The organism is Streptomyces sp. KL2 (assembly GCF_046529545.1).
GTDB classification, from domain to species: Bacteria; Actinomycetota; Actinomycetes; order Streptomycetales; family Streptomycetaceae; genus Streptomyces; species Streptomyces radiopugnans.
On the sequence record NZ_CP127170.1, the window covers coordinates 4129945 to 4145986 of the forward strand.

The window sequence follows — 16042 nt, forward strand, 5'->3', positions numbered from 1 at the left end:
ATGCCACAGAACCCCTCCCGACCTGCGTGTACATCCCCCGGCCCGGTCCGCAAGGGCCGCAAGGGGAAGGGATGTGTGCCCTCCGGGGTACTGACGGCACCTCATGGATGTGGTTAACATCACGCCACGCGGCAATGGCGCTGAAGCGTGACGGAGGTACGGCAGTGGTGCACTCCCGGAGCCGGGACGGCCGGAGACTGCGGTTGGCGGGTGTCCGTACGGCCTGGCACACGGTCGACGACGGCGAGTTCTTCTGCCCCTCCTGCGGAGGCGACCGCAACTACAGACGCCGCACCGGGCGCCGCCGCCTGGTCGTGCTCGGCGTCCCCGTACTGCCGCGCGGCGAGGCCGGACCCGTGCTGGAGTGCGCGTCCTGCGACGGGCACTTCGGCACCGACGCCCTCGACCACCCCACCACCACCCGGCTGGGCACCATGCTCCGCGACGCCGTGCACGCCGTCGCGCTGGCCGTGCTGGCGGTGGGCGGCTACGAGGCGCGGTCGACCCGCGAGGCGGCCGTGGAGGGCGTCCGGGCCGCCGGCTTCACCGGCTGCTCCGAGGAGCAGCTGGTCGCCCTGCTCGCGGCGGTCGGCTCCGACGGGGTCACGATGGAGATAGAGCTGCACGAGGCCCTGGCCCCGCTCGCCCCGCACCTGGCCGGCCCCGGCCGCGAGAGCCTGCTGCTGCTGGGCGCCCGCATCGCGCTCGCCGACGGCCCCTACACACCCGGCGAGCGCAGGACACTGGGCCTGGTCGGCCGGACCCTGCGGCTGTGCGGGGAGGACACCGACCGCCTGCTGGACGCCGCCCGCACCACCCCCTCCTGACGCCTCCCCGGTTCCCCCCGACCCGTCTCCCCGCCGGGGCCGGGTGGGGGACAATGGAGGAATGAGCCTGTTCCGCGACGACGGCGTGGTCCTGCGCACCCAGAAACTGGGCGAGGCCGACCGCATCATCACGCTGCTCACGCGCGGACACGGACGGGTACGGGCCGTGGCGCGGGGCGTGCGGCGCACCAAGTCGAAGTTCGGGGCGAGGCTGGAGCCGTTCTCCCACGTCGACGTCCAGTTCTTCGCGCGCGGCAGCGACCTGGTCGGCCGCGGCCTGCCGCTGTGCACCCAGACCGAGACCATCGCGCCGTACGGGCGGAACATCGTCACCGACTACGCCCGCTACACCGCCGGAACGGCCATGCTGGAGACGGCCGAGCGGTTCACCGACCACGAGGGCGAGCCCAACGTCCAGCAGTACCTGCTGCTGATCGGCGGCCTGCGCACCCTCGCCGCCGGCGAGCACGCCCCGGCGCTGGTGCTGGACGCCTTCCTGCTGCGCTCCCTGGCCGTGGGCGGCTACGCGCCCAGCTTCGAGGCGTGCGCCCAGTGCGGGCTGCCCGGCCCCAACCGGTTCTTCTCCGTCGCCGCCGGCGGGGTGGTGTGCGCCGACTGCCGCAGGCCGGGCAGCGTCGTGCCCTCCCCCGAGGCGCTGCGGCTGCTGGGCGCGCTGCTGACGGGCGACTGGGCGACGGCCGACGCGGCCGAGGCCCGGCACGTCCGCGAGGGCGGCGGCCTGGTGTCGGCGTATCTGCACTGGCACCTGGAGCGGGGCCTGCGCTCCCTGCGCTACGTCGAGAAGACCTGAGGGAGCCGACCGGCTACGCTCCCGGTATCCCTTCCCCGTCCTCACCCAGGCGCGGCCGCTCCCGGCCCCGCCCGACTGGAGATGAACCGCATGGCACGGCGCGGAATGCTGTCCCGGCAGCGTCGCGAGTACCTCACCCCCGAACCGCATCCCTCCGGCGCACGTCCGCCGCGGATCCCCGCCGATCTGGTGCCCGGCCACGTGGCGGTCGTGATGGACGGCAACGGGCGCTGGGCCAAGCAGCGCGGGCTGCCGCGCACCGAGGGGCACAAGGTCGGCGAGGGCGTCGTGATGGACGTGCTCAAGGGCTGCCTGGAGATGGGCGTGAAGAACCTCTCCCTGTACGCCTTCTCCACCGAGAACTGGAAGCGGTCACCCGAGGAGGTCCGCTTCCTGATGAACTTCAACCGCGACGTCATCCGCCGCCGCCGCGACGAGATGGACGCGCTCGGCATCCGCATCCGCTGGGTCGGCCGGATGCCCAAGCTGTGGAAGTCGGTCGTCCAGGAGCTCCAGGTGGCCCAGGAGCAGACGAAGGACAACGACGCCATGACGCTGTACTTCTGCGTCAACTACGGCGGACGGGCCGAGATCGCCGACGCGGCGGCGGCCATCGCGGCGGACGTGCGTGCCGGGCGGCTGGACCCGTCGAAGGTGAACGAGAAGACCGTCGCGAGGTACCTGTACTACCCGGACATGCCGGACGTGGACCTCTTCGTGCGGCCGTCGGGCGAGCAGCGCACCTCCAACTACCTGATATGGCAGAGCGCGTACGCCGAGATGGTCTTCCAGGACGTGCTGTGGCCGGACTTCGACCGCCGCAACCTGTGGGACGCGTGCCTGGAGTACGCCCGCCGCGACCGCCGCTTCGGCGGCGCCGAGCCCGTCGCGCCCGCTCCCGCGCCGCAGGCCGCACCCGCCCCGCCGCAGGGGAGCGCACGACCGGAGGGGACCGTACCGCCGCAGGCCTGACGCCCGCGGTCCGGCGCGCGGGCCCCTGGCACGCGCGGTGCGGCGGTCCCGCGGCTCCCTGTGGGAGCCGCGGGACCGCCGCACCGGGACCGTCAGGCCTTGGCGCTCCGCGCGGCCGCGCACTCGCCGCAGGTGCCGAAGATCTCGATGGTGTGGGCCACGTCCACGAAGCCGTGCTCCGCGGCGATGGAGTCCGCCCACTTCTCCACCGCGGGCCCCTCCACCTCCACGGCCCTGCCGCAGTTGCGGCAGACCAGATGGTGGTGGTGGTCGTCGCTGCTGCACCGGCGGTAGACGGCCTCGCCCTCGTCGGTGCGCAGCACGTCCACCTCGCCTGCGTCGGCGAGCGACTGGAGCGTGCGGTAGACGGTGGTCAGACCGACGGAGTCGCCTCGGTGCTTGAGCATGTCGTGCAGCTCCTGGGCGCTGCGGAACTCGTCGACCTCGCTGAGCGCCGCCGCCACAGCGGCGCGCTGCCGGGTCGACCGGCCGCGTACGGGGGGACCTGCGGTCGCCACCATTGCCTCCTAGAGTCGGCGCTACCTCGCGTAGCTGATCGGCCATTGTGCCAGGTGTGGCGGGCGCCGCCGGGCGCGCTCCGCACCGGTGGTGTCGTCGGCCGCGCCGTCCGCCGGCGACCACCGGTCACCGCACGACCGTAACGCCTTCCGCCGCCTCCCGGCCCTCCCCCTCCCGTTCTCCTGCCCGGTCCTTCCGCCCGGGCGCCTCCTCGCCCCGCGCCCGCGCCCTGAGCCGCGCGCGGTTCAGCAGCGGAGCCGCCGCGGACAGGACGGCGAACAGCGCGATGGCCAGCAGCACGATGGTGGCGCCGGGGGGGACGTCGGCGTAGTACGAGGTGGCGGTGCCGGACACGGACACCAGCACGCCCATGCCCACCGCGAGCCCCATGGTGGTCGCGAAGCCGCGCGTGACCTGCTGGGCCGCGGCCACCGGGATCACCATCAGGGCGCTCACCAGCAGCAGGCCCACCACCCGCATGGCCACGGTCACGGTGACGGCGGCGGTGACGGCCAGCAGCAGGTTGAGCAGCCGCACCGGCAGCCCGCTGACCCGGGCGAACTCCTCGTCCTGGCAGACGGCGAACAGTTGCCGCCGCAGCCCGAAGGAGACCGCCAGGGTGAGGCCGGACAGCACCACGATGGCGGTGACGTCCTCGGGCGAGACGGTCATGACCGAGCCGAAGAGCGGGGAGAGGAGATCGGCCGTGGTGCCTCCCGGCGCCAGGTTGATGATCAGGACTCCGCCCGCCATGCCGCCGTAGAACAGCATGGCCAGGGCCACGTCGCCGCGCGTTCTGCCGTACCAGCGGATCAGCTCCATGGCGACCGAGCCGAGCGATGCGACCACCACGGCCGTCCACACCGGGCTGGTGCTCAGCAGGAAGCCCAGCGCCACACCGGTGAGGGCCACGTGCCCGATCCCGTCGCCCATGATCGCCTGACGGCGCTGGACGAGGTAGATGCCGATGGCGGGGGCCGCGACGCCGACCAGCAGCGCGGCGAGCAGCGCGCGCTGCATGAAGGCGGGCTGGAGGATGTCGATCACGTCAGCAGTCCGGTCCGGGTCGGTTCGGCGGAGGGGGCGGCGTGCGGATGGCACGCCTGGTCGTGGAGGTGTGCGGTGCCGTCCACGCGCTCCACCCGGCCGTCGTGCAGGACGACCGTGCGGTCGATCAGAGGGGCCAGCGGGCCGAGTTCGTGCAGCACCAGCAGGACCGAGACGCCCTCGGCGCTCTGCTCGCGCAGCGCATCGGCCAGGACGCGCTGGCTGAGCAGGTCCACGCCGGCCAGCGGCTCGTCCATGACCAGCAGTTCGGGTTCGGCTGCCAGCGCGCGGGCGATCAGCACGCGCTGGTGCTGGCCGCCGGAGAGCGCGTTCACCGAGTCCCGGGCCCGGTCGGCCAGCCCGACCAGCTCCAGGGCCCGCCGTACCGCCGCCCGGTCGCCGCGCCCCAGCGGTCCCAGCCGCCTGCGGGCCAGCCGCCCGGAGGCGACGACCTCGCGCACGGTCGCGGGTACGCCGGCCGCCGCGGTCGATCGCTGCGGTACGTAGCCCACGCGGCGCCAGTCGCGGAAGCGGCGCAGCGGGGTGCCGAACAGCTCCAGCTCGCCGCCCGAGGTCTGCACCTGGCCGACGGCGGCCCGCACCGTCGTGGACTTGCCCGAGCCGTTCGCGCCGAGCAGGGCGACTACCTCGCCCCGCCCCACGGTCAGGTCGATGCCGCGCAGCACCGGCCGTGCCCCGAGCGAGGCGGTCACGCCCCGCAGGGACAGCACCGGGGGCGCCGCCTGCGCCGTGGTGGTGTGCTCGTCCATCATGGTCGGCCTCCTCACCGGGCGCCGAGCGCCTTCCGCAGAGCCTGGAGGTTGGAGCGCATGACCTCGAAGTAGTCGTCGCCCCGGGAGGCGTCGGTGATGCCCTCGACGGGGTCGAGGACGTCGGTGCGCAGCCCCAGGTCGTCGGCGAGGGTCTTCGCGGTGCGCTCGCCGGCCGCCGCCTCGAAGAAGACCGTGTCGACGTCGTCCTCCCGGGCCACCCGGTGCAGCTGCTTCATCCTCGCGCCGCTGGGCTCGGACTCGGGGTCGAGGCCGGCCACGGACTCCTCGTGGAGTCCGTAGCGGTCCGCGAGGTAGCCGAAGGCCGCGTGCGCGGTGATGAAGGTGTCGGTCCTGCGGTTCTTCAGGCCCTCGCGGAAGTCCGCGTCCAGGCCCCTGAGCTTCTCCGCCAGCGCGTCGGCGTTCTTCCGGTAGTCGTCCGCGTGGTCCGGGTCCGCCTTCGCCAGGGCCTCGCCGACGCCCCCGGCGACCTCGGCGTACTTCACCGGGTCGAGCCAGATGTGCGGGTCGGTGGCCCCCTCGCCGCCGTGGTCGTGTCCCTCGTGGCCCTCTTCGGCGGGTTCCTCCTCGTGGCCGGAGCCGTGCTCCTCCCCGTGCTCGTCCCCGTGCTCCTCCTCGTGTCCGGAGCCGTGCTCGTCCCCGTGCCCGGAGGAGTGTCCCCCCGCTTCCCCTTCGTGGCCGGAGCCGCGCTCCTCCAACTCGGTGTAGGAGGTCGCCTCGGCGACGTTCTCCACGCCGGACAGCTCTATCGCCTTGTCCACGGCCGGCTGGAACCCCTTGAGGTAGACCACGAGGTCCGCCTCGCCCAGCTCGGCGGTCTGCCGCGGGCTCAGCTCCAGGTCGTGCGGCTCGACGCCCGGCTCGACCAGGGAGCTGACCGAGACGTGCTCCCCGCCTATCTCCTCGGCGAGGAACTGCATCGGGTAGAACGAGGCGACGACGTCCACCCGGTCGCTCGCGTTCCCTCCTGTCCCTTCGGTGCCGCAGGCGGTCAGGCCGAGCATGCCCAGGGCGGCGGCTCCGGCCAGCGCGGTACGGGAGGCGGTGCGGCGGCGGGGGCGGGGTATGAGAGGACGGCGTCGAGCGTTCATGACACCCATTTTCGCCCTAGTTGGAAATGATTGTCAAATGAGATGGAGATCCCGGAGAGCGGCGGCGACCGGGTTTCCATCATCTTCCGTCCGAACCCCGAACCGATTTGATCCCGCCCCCGTCATCGCCGGTAACCTGAGGTATTCCGTCGTCTGTACCGAAGAGAGCACCGTGGCCGCCGACAAGATCGACACCATCGTCAGCCTCAGCAAGCGCCGTGGCTTCGTCTACCCCTGCAGCGAGATCTACGGGGGGCAGAGGGCCGCCTGGGACTACGGTCCGCTGGGCGTGGAGCTGAAGGAGAACATCAAGCGCCAGTGGTGGCGCTACATGGTCACCTCGCGCGACGACGTGGTCGGAATCGACTCGTCGGTCATCCTCGCCTCCGAGGTCTGGGTCGCCTCCGGCCACGTGGCCACCTTCACCGACCCGCTGACCGAGTGCACCTCGTGCCACAAGCGGTTCCGCGCCGACCACCTGGAGGAGGCGTACGAGGCCAAGCACGGCCGCCTCCCCGCCGCCGGCCTGTCGGACGTCAACTGCCCCAACTGCGGCGTCAAGGGCCAGTTCACCGAGCCCAAGCAGTTCTCCGGCCTGCTGTCCACGCACCTCGGCCCGACCCAGGACACCGGCTCGGTCGCCTACCTGCGCCCCGAGACCGCACAGGGCATCTTCACCAACTTCGCCCAGGTGCAGCAGACTTCGCGCCGCAAGCCGCCGTTCGGCATCGCGCAGATGGGCAAGTCCTTCCGGAACGAGATCACTCCGGGCAACTTCATCTTCCGCACCCGCGAGTTCGAGCAGATGGAGATGGAGTTCTTCGTCAAGCCGGGCGAGGACGAGAAGTGGCACGAGTACTGGATGGAGCAGCGCTGGAACTGGTACACCGGCCTGGGCCTGCGCGAGGAGAACATGCGCTGGTACGAGCACCCGGCGGAGAAGCTCTCCCACTACTCCAAGCGCACCGCCGACATCGAGTACCGCTTCCAGTTCGGCGGCGGCGAGTGGGGTGAGCTGGAAGGTGTGGCCAACCGCACCGACTACGACCTGAGTTCGCACTCCAAGGCCTCCGGCCAGGACCTGTCGTACTTCGACCAGGAGGCCGGCGAGCGCTGGACTCCGTACGTCATCGAGCCCGCGGCCGGCGTCGGCCGCGCGATGCTGGCCTTCATGCTGGACGCCTACACCGAGGACGAGGCGCCCAACGCCAAGGGCAAGATGGAGAAGCGCGTCGTGATGCGTCTCGACCCGCGCCTGTCGCCGGTCAAGGCCGCCGTCCTGCCGCTGTCGCGCAACCCGCAGCTCTCCCCGAAGGCCAAGGGCCTGGCGGACACGCTGCGCAAGCACTGGAACATCGAGTTCGACGACGCCGGCGCCATCGGCCGCCGCTACCGCCGCCAGGACGAGATCGGCACGCCGTTCTGCGTCACCGTCGACTTCGACACCCTCGACGACAACGCCGTGACGGTGCGCGAGCGCGACACCATGAAGCAGGAGCGCGTCTCGCTCGACCAGATCGAGTCCTACCTCGCGGCCCGGCTGATCGGCTGCTGAGTCCGCGCACAGGGCGGGCTCGTCCGCGGAGGCCTCCGGACCCGGTGCGGGTACGGAGGCCTCCGGCCGCCGGGGTCCGTACGGCATCGGAAGGCGGGACGGCCGCAACGCCGCCCCGGCCGCGTCCCGCTTGCCGGGATCCGGAAACCGGCCGCCGCCGAACACTGCCCCACTCGGCCCTGGCGCCGCGGTGTGCCGCCTCCCAGAATCGGCCGGGAACGCACGGGTGGGATCCGGAGGGCGAAAAAAGGGGGGACGAATGCTGACGACGGGCACGGTGACCACGGGCACGGTCAGCGGTTACGGCGAGGACGGGCGCATCCACGAGGTGAGGATCACCCGTGAGCTGTGCTTCCGCCGCGGTACGGGGGAGGGGCGCCACCTCGTCTGCGGCACCTGCGACCGCCGCTTCGCGGCCCGCGGCCTCGCACGCGCCGAGGCCGCGCACCATCTGGCCGAGCACGGCGCGCGGGGCGGTGGCGGGCAGTTGCTGAGCCCGGCGCCCTGGATCCTCGGGCTGATCGGACTGGCGGGCTTCCTCGCCGTCTTCACCCCCGCCTTCCTGGGGCACTGACCTCGGAAAGGGGCATCTCGGAGACCTCCGGGGGCCTTCTGACGCCCCTCCGGCGGGCCTCGAAGGGGCGGGGCACGCGGAGCGGCGGGCCGGATGGGGGACAATGGAGGATCGTCCCCCACCGCCGAGCGACAACGAGGATGCCCACTGCCATGTCACAGCAGCTCGCCATCGGTCCGCACACGGTCCGGCCGCCCGTGGTCCTCGCGCCGATGGCCGGGATCACCAACGCGCCGTTCCGGACGCTGTGCCGCGAGTACAGCGGTGGCCGGGGGCTGTTCGTCAGCGAGATGATCACCACCCGGGCACTGGTCGAGCGGGACGCCAAGACCATGCGGCTCGTCCACTTCGACGAGACCGAGAAGCCGCGCTCCATCCAGCTCTACGGCGTGGACCCGGCGACCGTCGGCAAGGCCGTCCGCATGATCGCCGACGAGGACATGGCCGACCACATCGACCTCAACTTCGGCTGCCCGGTGCCCAAGGTGACCCGCAAGGGCGGCGGCTCGGCGCTGCCGTACAAGCGGAACCTGCTGCGGGCCATCCTGCGCGAGGCCGTCACCGGCGCCGGCGGACTGCCGGTGACCATGAAGATGCGCAAGGGCATCGACGACGACCACCTCACCTACCTGGACGCCGGACGCATCGCCGTCGAGGAGGGCGTCACCGCCGTCGCCCTGCACGGCCGCACCGCCGCCCAGCACTACGGCGGCACCGCCGACTGGGACGCCATCGCCGCCCTGAAGGAGGCCGTGCCCGAGATCCCGGTGCTGGGCAACGGCGACATCTGGTCGGCCGACGACGCGGTGCGGATGATGCGCGAGACCGGCTGCGACGGCGTCGTGGTCGGACGCGGCTGCCTGGGCCGGCCGTGGCTCTTCGGCGATCTGGTGGCCGCCTGCGAGGGCAGGCCGGAGAGGGCCGAGCCCACCCTGCGCGAGGTCGCGGCGGTGATGCTGCGGCACGCCCGGCTGCTGGGGGAGTGGCTGGAGGACGAGGCGCGCGGGGTGATCGACTTCCGCAAGCACGTCGCCTGGTACACCAAGGGCTTCTCGGTGGGTTCCGAGATGCGCCGGAAACTGGCCGTCGCGGCCTCCCTCGCAGAGCTGGAGGACCTGCTGGGCGAACTCGACCTGGGCCAGCCGTGGCCGAAGGGCGCGGACGGCCCGCGCGGGCGCACCTCCGGACGCAGCCGGGTGGCCCTGCCCGACGGCTGGCTGGACGACCCGTACGACCGCGCGGGCGTCGCGGCCGAGGCCGAGCTGGACACCTCCGGCGGCTGAGTCCCGGGGAGCCCGGGGCGGCCGCCTCCGCTCCCGGTGCCTCCGCTCCCGGGCGGGTCCCGCCCGGCCCGCCGTACCGCCGCCTCAGCCCGCCGTACCGCTGCGCACCAGCGCCCCGACGCGCATCCCGGTGCGCACCGCAGCGCGGTCCGCCGACCGGTCCGCGCTGCGGGACAGCAGGTCGAGGGCGAGGGCCGCCGTCCAGCTGAACTCCCGGGCGCCGCGGCCCGCCCCGGTGTGCGGGTCGACGTACTCGGCGAAGCCGGACGCGGCGGCCGACGCCAGCACCGCGGCGCGCAGGGAGTCGGCCCGGGTGGTGTGCCCGTACTGCCTCAGGCCCCGTTCCACCAGCCAGTTGACGTTGAACCAGGCCGGTCCCCGCCAGTAGCGGCACGAGTCGAAGGCGTGGCCCTTCAGGTCGTAGCTGGGCACCAGCCGCACGGTGTCGCCCAGCCCGAAGTGCTCGCCGCCGACCGTGCGCAGCAGCGTGCGGACGATTCCGCGCGGCAGGCCGGGGACGACCAGCGGCACCAGCCCGGCGGCGCTGCGCTCCCGGATCGGCTCGCCGCGGTGCCCGGCGCGCACGTCGCGGCAGAGGAACATGCCGCTCTCCTCGTCCCACAGGCGGTCCACCAGGGCATCGGTCAGCCGCGCGGCCCGTCCCCGGTGCCCGCCGGGGTCGTCCTCGGGGCCCTGCGCCCCGACCTCGGCGGCGATCTGCGCCAGAGCGTGCTCGGAGGCGATCAGCAGGGCGTTGACGCCGGGGTCCTCCACGGCGAACGGGTGCGGGGCGTCGCCGTCCCGGTAGCCGTGGTCGCGGTAGTCGGCCGCCAGCCGCACGTACCGGCCGTAGTCCAGATCCGTGGGACGGTCGGAGGCCGAGCCGTGGTCGAGGTCGCAGCGGCGGAAGGAGCAGGGGTCGGCCGGCTCGATGCGGGACAGCGGGGCGTCCCAGGCCGGGCTGTTGTCCATGCCCGGCTCCCACGGGTGGACGGCCGACACCAGCCCGTGCCCGCCCAGGTCGCGGTGGGCGGTCAGATAGCGGTGCCAGGCGACCAGCCGGGGGTAGAGGCGTCTGAGGAAGCCGCGCCGCCGCGAGGTCGCCGGGTCGGCGCGGTGCACCAGCCAGGCGGCGAGCGCGTGGACGGGCGGCTGCACGATCCCCGAGGTCTCGACGTGCCCGGGCGCCCCGGCCCCGGCCCCGGCGGTCGAGGAGCGCCAGAAGTCCGGGCTGGGGAAGTACGCGCCGAGCGGCACGGACGGGTTGAAGACGATGTGCGGGACGCGGCCGTCGCCCCACTGGGCGGACATCAGCGTCTCCAGCTCGCGCTGGGCGCGCGGCGCCGACAGATGGCGCAGGCCGATCGCGACGAACGCCGAGTCCCAGCTCCACTGGTGCGGATACAGGCTTCGCGAGGGAACGGTCGAGGCGCCCGTCCAGTTGCGCAGCAGCACCTGGCGCGCGGCCTGGCGCAGCTCGGCGGCGGTGACGCCGACGGGCGGCCGCTGGGCGGGGATGAACGGCCGTGCTGTGGTGAGGGGGATCGGGACGGGCTTCATCGGACCGCCGCACCCGCGCCGGAGCGGGCGGTGGAGCGCGGTGCGTGCGGCCATGGCCTCCCGGCCGCGGGCCATGGCCCCGACCCCGGGACGCCGGCCCCGGGGGAGGGCGGGGATATGGGGATGTCGGTGGACTGGGCGACGCGCTCCACGAGAACTCCGGTGTCTGTACGACTCCTAGGTTACGTCTCCATAAGCCTAGGGTTCTGTCTTGCGAAAAGGCAGAAGTGATGCTGTGAGACCGGACACAGGAAGGCGCGAGGGGAAGCGCGGAGGAGTACGGGCGGGGCGCGACCGCCGCACGGATGAGGAGCGCGTGAACACGCGTGCGGCGCGGCCGGGCGTCCGGTCCGGGGCCGCGGTGCAGGGCCGCCCGCCCCGCCCGCACGCCGCGGACCGTCCCGGACGGCGCCGGGCGGCACCGGGCGGCGCCGGACGGCTCCGGACGGGGGCTGAGCAGGGCGTTCGGCAGGGGCGGGACGGCGGCGGCCGGGAGGTGCGGAGAAGATGGCCGTATGACCGGGAACCAATCCAGCGCGGGACATCTGCTGCGACTGGTCCGCAGCGGGCAGGCGACCACCCGCGGCGAGCTCCAGCGTGCCACCGGACTGTCCCGATCCACCGTCGGCCACCGCCTCGACCAGCTCTTCCGGGCGGGCTGGATCCGCGACGGAGCCACCGTGCCCGTGGGCGGCCCGGCGGGCGGACGTCCGTCGAACCGCCTGGAGTTCGACGGCTCGCACGCCGTGGTGCTCGCCGTGGACGTGGAGACCCGGCACGGACTGGCCGCCGCGCTGGACCTCAACGGCCGGGTGCTGGCCGAGCACACCGGGGCCCTGAACATCGAGGACGGCCCGGAGAACGTGATCGACCGGGTGACGAGGTGGTTCCCGCCGCTGCTGGAGCGGGCCGGGGCGGCGCCGGAGGACGTCTGCGGCATCGGGGTGTCGGTGCCGGGGCCGGTGGAGTGGGAGTCGGGGCAGGTGGTCCAGCCTCCGATCATGCCGGGCTGGGACCGCTACCCGATCCCGGAGCGGATGCGGCGGGCGTATCTGCGGCACACCGGTGCGGACGGCGAGGGCCCCGTGGTGCTGGTGGAGAACGACGCCAACCTCATGGCGTACGCCGAGCAGCGCACCGGCTGGCGCGACTGCGGCGCCTTCCTCCTGGTCAAGGTCTCCACCGGCATCGGCGCCGGGCTCGTGGTGGACGGCGAGATGTACCGCGGCATCGACGGCGGTGCGGGGGACATCGGCCACATCAGGCTGCACGACCGGCCGGACGCGCTGTGCATGTGCGGCTCGTACGGCTGCCTGGCGGCGGTCGCCAGCGGCCGGGCGCTGGCGGCGCGGCTCACCGGCTCCGGCATCCCGGCCGCATCCGGCACCGGGGTGCGCGAGCTGCTGGCCGCCGGGCAGCCCGACGCGGTGCGGCTGGCCCGGGACGCCGGGCGCCGGGTGGGGGAGGTGCTGGTCACCGTCGTCACCGTGCTCAACCCCGGAGTGCTGATGATCGCGGGCGACCTGGCCGGCGCCCCGTTCGTCACCGGGGTGCGCGAGCTGCTCTACCAGCGGGCGATGCCCCGCAGCACCGCTCATCTGACCGTGGTCACCTCCCGGCTGGGGGAGCGGGCGGGGCTGGTGGGGGCGGGGGCGATGGTCGTGGAGCACCTGTACGCACCGGAGCGGGCCGATGCCCGGCTGGCGGCCATGGGGCTGTGAGGCGGGGGTACCGGAGGGGGCGGGCGGTGGCCGTCTACGGGGTGCTCATTCGAGCGGCGTAGCTCCCGTATGTGTCCAATGGCTGAGATGCCGGGCCCGTCAAGAGGGTGATGCTCGCCACTCTGATAGCAGGTGCGCTCATATGAGCACTCAAAGTGGCCCTGTACTTCTCAAAGGGTGGCACTCGGTGCCACCCCTCTTCCGTTCATCCGCCCGTCCTCGCTCTCACTCAGGGTCGCGGAAGTGCGCCCCGGTCGCCACTCAGCGCATCGATGAATTCGAGTGGTGAACGAGCGGGTCCGCGGCACTTGAATCATCCTTTACTTTCGATCCATCGGCTGATGAGCGGTTACGCCCCCATGGACTAATGGTGGCCGTACTCGAAATCCTTCGATCTGGGTACGCTCCCCGCCGTCAGGGCAGCCTTCCCCCGGCCTCCGCCGAGGGGATCCAGCGAGGAGCGCGATTCTCTTGCCGGAAAACCAAGAGCCTCACGTAACCCAGAAGTTCGTCTACGACTTCACCGAGGGCAACAAGGACCTCAAGGACCTCCTCGGCGGCAAGGGAGCCAACCTCGCCGAAATGACCAACCTCGGTCTCCCGGTCCCTCCCGGGTTCACCATCACCACCGAGGCGTGCAAGGTCTACCTCGCCTCCGGCTCCGAGCCCCCGGCTCTCCGCGACGAGGTGAGCACCCACCTCGAGGCCCTCGAGAAGAGGATGGGCAAGAAGCTCGGCCAGGCGGACGACCCCCTGCTGGTGTCCGTCCGCTCCGGAGCCAAGTTCTCCATGCCGGGGATGATGGACACCGTCCTGAACATCGGCCTGTCCGACGCCTCCGTGGCCGGACTCGCCGCCCAGTCCGGGGATGAACGTTTCGCCTGGGACTCCTACCGGCGCCTCATCCAGATGTTCGGCAAGACCGTCCTCGGTGTCGACGGCGATCTGTTCGAGGAGGCGCTGGAGGAGGCCAAGCGGGCCCGGAACGCGTCCACCGACGTCGACCTGGACGCCGGCGACCTCAAGAGCCTCGTCGAGGAGTTCAAGGGCATCGTCTCGGAGCAGACCGGCCGCGACTTCCCGCAGGACCCGCGCGAGCAGATGGACCTCGCCATCCGCGCGGTCTTCGACTCCTGGAACGGCGAGCGCGCCAAGCTCTACCGCCGCCAGGAGCGCATACCGCACGACCTGGGCACGGCCGTCAACGTCTGCTCGATGGTCTTCGGCAACCTCGGTCCCGACTCCGGCACCGGTGTCGCCTTCACCCGCGACCCCGCCAGCGGCCAGCAGGGCGTCTACGGCGACTACCTCGCCAACGCCCAGGGCGAGGACGTCGTCGCCGGCATCCGCAACACCGTGCCGCTGGCCGAGCTGGAGACGATCGACAAGAAGTCCTACGACCAGCTCATGCGGATCATGGAGACCCTGGAGAACCACTACAGGGATCTGTGCGACATCGAGTTCACCATCGAGCGCGGCAAGCTGTGGATGCTCCAGACCCGGGTGGGCAAGCGCACCGCCGCCGCCGCGTTCCGCATCGCCACCCAGCTCGTCGACCAGGGCCTGATCGACGAGACCGAGGCGCTGCGCCGCGTCAACGGCGCCCAGCTCGCCCAGCTGATGTTCCCGCGCTTCGACGAGAGCCGGACCGGCGACGGCGCGGCCGAGCGGATCGGCCGGGGCATCGCCGCCTCGCCCGGCGCCGCCGTCGGAGCGGCCGTCTTCGACTCCGCCACCGCCGTGGCCCGCGCCCGCGCCGGCGAGAAGGTCATCCTGGTGCGCCGCGAGACCAACCCCGACGACCTCGACGGCATGATCGCCGCGGAGGGCATCCTCACCTCCCGCGGCGGCAAGACCTCGCACGCCGCCGTCGTCGCCCGCGGCATGGGCAAGACCTGCGTGTGCGGCGCCGAGGAGCTCCAGGTCGACCTCAAGCAGCGCCGCCTGACCGCCCCGGGCGGCCTGGTCGTCGCCGAGGGCGACGTCATCTCCATCGACGGCTCCACCGGCAGCGTCTACCGCGGCGAGGTGCCCGTCGTGCCCTCCCCGGTCGTGGAGTACTTCGAGGGCCGCACCCGGCCCGACGAGCAGGCCGACGAGCTGGTCCGGGCCGTGCACCGGATCATGGCCCTGGCCGACGGCAACCGCCGCCTGCGGGTGCGGGCCAACGCCGACAACGCCGAGGACGCCGCCCGCGCCCGCCGCTTCGGCGCCCAGGGCATCGGCCTGTGCCGCACCGAGCACATGTTCCTCGGCGAGCGCCGCGAACTGGTCGAGCGCCTGGTCCTGGCCGAGACGGAGGAGGAGTGCGAGGCCGCGCTGGCCGCGCTGCTGCCGCTGCAGAAGGGCGACTTCGCCGAGCTGTTCGAGGCCATGGACGGCCTGCCGGTGACGGTACGGCTGCTGGACCCGCCGCTCCACGAGTTCCTGCCCGACCTCACCGAGCTGTCGGTGCGGGTCGCGCTCGCCGAGGCCCGCGGTGAGACCGACGAGGACGACCGGCGTCTGCTGCAGGCCGTCCGGCGGCTGCACGAGCAGAACCCGATGCTGGGCCTGCGCGGCGTGCGCCTGGGCCTGGTCATCCCCGGCCTGTTCACCATGCAGGTGCGGGCCATCGCCGAGGCCGCCGCCGACCGGGCCGCCGCCGGGGGCGACCCCCGCGCGGAGATCATGATTCCGCTGGTGGGCACCGTCCAGGAGCTGGAGTGCGTCCGGGAGGAGGCCGAGAAGGTCATCGCCGAGGTCCAGCAGGCCCGCGGCGTGGACCTGAAGCTGCTGATCGGCACCATGATCGAGCTGCCGCGTGCGGCGGTGACGGCCGGCCAGATCGCCGAGTGCGCCGACTTCTTCTCCTTCGGCACCAACGACCTCACCCAGACCGTGTGGGGCTTCAGCCGGGACGACGTGGAGGCGAGCTTCTTCACCGCCTACCTGGAGAAGGGCGTCTTCGGGGTCTCGCCGTTCGAGACCATCGACAAGGACGGTGTCGGCGCGCTGGTGCGAGGCGCGGTCGAGGCCGGCCGGGCCGCCCGTCCCGACCTCAAGCTGGGCGTGTGCGGAGAGCACGGCGGCGACCCGGAGTCGGTCCACTTCTTCCACGGGATCGGCCTGGACTACGTCTCCTGCTCCCCGTTCCGCATCCCCGTCGCCCGCCTGGAGGCGGGCCGCGCGGCGGCCATGGAGAGCGGGGAGGGCGGCGACAGCCGGTGACCCCGGGGCCCGGCGACTCCAGCGGTCCTGTGGCCCAGCGGCCGAAGACCACCTGACACCGGGACCGTCCCGCCGGCCGAC

13 protein-coding genes are annotated in these 16042 nt (G+C 72.8%); 8 read left to right on the forward strand and 5 right to left on the reverse strand.

Going from position 1 to position 16042, the window contains the following annotated elements; all coding sequences use genetic code 11:
- Positions 1 to 134 precede the first annotated feature (134 nt).
- The 3 genes from QPK52_RS18560 (at position 135) to QPK52_RS18570 (ending at position 2610) form a co-directional block, all read left to right on the forward strand.
- The gene (locus QPK52_RS18560; protein WP_093654571.1) at positions 135 to 827 is read left to right on the forward strand and encodes a TerB family tellurite resistance protein; all 693 of its coding nucleotides are present in this window, start codon (positions 135 to 137) and stop codon (positions 825 to 827) included.
- A gap of 61 nt (positions 828 to 888) precedes the next feature.
- Positions 889 to 1638, forward strand: coding sequence for a DNA repair protein RecO (gene recO / locus QPK52_RS18565; RefSeq protein ID WP_410538600.1), 750 nt, complete (start codon positions 889 to 891; stop codon positions 1636 to 1638).
- A 90-nt stretch (positions 1639 to 1728) separates the two neighbouring features.
- On the forward strand, positions 1729 to 2610 hold the full coding sequence (locus QPK52_RS18570) for an isoprenyl transferase (RefSeq protein WP_410538601.1): 882 nt from the start codon (positions 1729 to 1731) through the stop codon (positions 2608 to 2610).
- Between the two features lie 92 nt (positions 2611 to 2702).
- Here the strand turns inward: QPK52_RS18570 and QPK52_RS18575 are convergent, their stop codons facing one another.
- The 4 genes from QPK52_RS18575 to QPK52_RS18590 form a co-directional block, all read right to left on the reverse strand.
- Entirely contained in the window at positions 2703 to 3128 is a 426-nt protein-coding gene (locus QPK52_RS18575; protein ID WP_410540378.1) for a Fur family transcriptional regulator, read from the reverse strand.
- 127 nt (positions 3129 to 3255) lie between these two features.
- Positions 3256 to 4173, reverse strand: coding sequence for a metal ABC transporter permease (locus QPK52_RS18580; protein WP_410540379.1), 918 nt, complete (start codon positions 4171 to 4173; stop codon positions 3256 to 3258).
- Entirely contained in the window at positions 4173 to 4949 is a 777-nt protein-coding gene (locus QPK52_RS18585) for a metal ABC transporter ATP-binding protein (RefSeq protein WP_410538602.1), read from the reverse strand. The genes QPK52_RS18580 and QPK52_RS18585 overlap by 1 nt, the downstream gene beginning before the upstream one ends.
- A gap of 11 nt (positions 4950 to 4960) precedes the next feature.
- A complete protein-coding gene (locus tag QPK52_RS18590) occupies positions 4961 to 6067 on the reverse strand; it encodes a metal ABC transporter substrate-binding protein (RefSeq protein ID WP_410538603.1) in 1107 nt (368 codons plus the stop codon).
- 163 nt (positions 6068 to 6230) lie between these two features.
- Here QPK52_RS18590 and QPK52_RS18595 point away from each other — a divergent pair, with 163 nt between their 5' ends.
- The 3 genes from QPK52_RS18595 (at position 6231) to dusB (ending at position 9470) form a co-directional block, all read left to right on the forward strand.
- Entirely contained in the window at positions 6231 to 7613 is a 1383-nt protein-coding gene (locus QPK52_RS18595; protein WP_410538604.1) for a glycine--tRNA ligase, read from the forward strand.
- 259 nt (positions 7614 to 7872) lie between these two features.
- Positions 7873 to 8187, forward strand: coding sequence for a hypothetical protein (locus QPK52_RS18600; RefSeq protein WP_410538605.1), 315 nt, complete (start codon positions 7873 to 7875; stop codon positions 8185 to 8187).
- A 152-nt stretch (positions 8188 to 8339) separates the two neighbouring features.
- Positions 8340 to 9470, forward strand: coding sequence for a tRNA dihydrouridine synthase DusB (gene dusB, locus QPK52_RS18605; RefSeq protein ID WP_410538606.1), 1131 nt, complete (start codon positions 8340 to 8342; stop codon positions 9468 to 9470).
- 84 nt (positions 9471 to 9554) lie between these two features.
- On the opposite strand, the gene QPK52_RS18610 is transcribed toward dusB, so the two are convergent.
- Positions 9555 to 11030, reverse strand: a complete 1476-nt coding sequence (locus tag QPK52_RS18610; RefSeq protein WP_410538607.1) for an MGH1-like glycoside hydrolase domain-containing protein — start codon at positions 11028 to 11030, stop codon at positions 9555 to 9557.
- A gap of 515 nt (positions 11031 to 11545) precedes the next feature.
- Between QPK52_RS18610 and QPK52_RS18615 the strand changes: the two genes are divergently transcribed.
- Both QPK52_RS18615 and ppdK read left to right on the forward strand, forming a co-directional pair.
- Complete coding sequence (locus QPK52_RS18615) at positions 11546 to 12751, forward strand: ROK family transcriptional regulator (RefSeq protein ID WP_093654589.1); 1206 nt, start codon at positions 11546 to 11548, stop codon at positions 12749 to 12751.
- A gap of 471 nt (positions 12752 to 13222) precedes the next feature.
- Positions 13223 to 15961, forward strand: coding sequence for a pyruvate, phosphate dikinase (gene ppdK / locus QPK52_RS18620; RefSeq protein WP_410538608.1), 2739 nt, complete (start codon positions 13223 to 13225; stop codon positions 15959 to 15961).
- The last annotated feature ends 81 nt before the right edge of the window (positions 15962 to 16042 follow it).

Bases quoted from the DNA above. Each gene is read 5' to 3' on its own strand.
- dusB (WP_410538606.1), top strand. From the start codon at position 8,340: ATGTCACAGCAGCTCGCCATCGGTCCGCACACGGTCCGGCCGCCCGTG.
- QPK52_RS18615 (WP_093654589.1), top strand. From the start codon at position 11,546: ATGACCGGGAACCAATCCAGCGCGGGACATCTGCTGCGACTGGTCCGC.
- QPK52_RS18610 (WP_410538607.1), bottom strand. From the start codon at position 11,030: ATGAAGCCCGTCCCGATCCCCCTCACCACAGCACGGCCGTTCATCCCC.
- QPK52_RS18570 (WP_410538601.1), top strand. From the start codon at position 1,729: ATGGCACGGCGCGGAATGCTGTCCCGGCAGCGTCGCGAGTACCTCACC.
- QPK52_RS18585 (WP_410538602.1), bottom strand. From the start codon at position 4,949: ATGATGGACGAGCACACCACCACGGCGCAGGCGGCGCCCCCGGTGCTG.
- QPK52_RS18590 (WP_410538603.1), bottom strand. From the start codon at position 6,067: ATGGGTGTCATGAACGCTCGACGCCGTCCTCTCATACCCCGCCCCCGC.
- QPK52_RS18600 (WP_410538605.1), top strand. From the start codon at position 7,873: ATGCTGACGACGGGCACGGTGACCACGGGCACGGTCAGCGGTTACGGC.
- QPK52_RS18560 (WP_093654571.1), top strand. From the start codon at position 135: ATGGCGCTGAAGCGTGACGGAGGTACGGCAGTGGTGCACTCCCGGAGC.
- recO (WP_410538600.1), top strand. From the start codon at position 889: ATGAGCCTGTTCCGCGACGACGGCGTGGTCCTGCGCACCCAGAAACTG.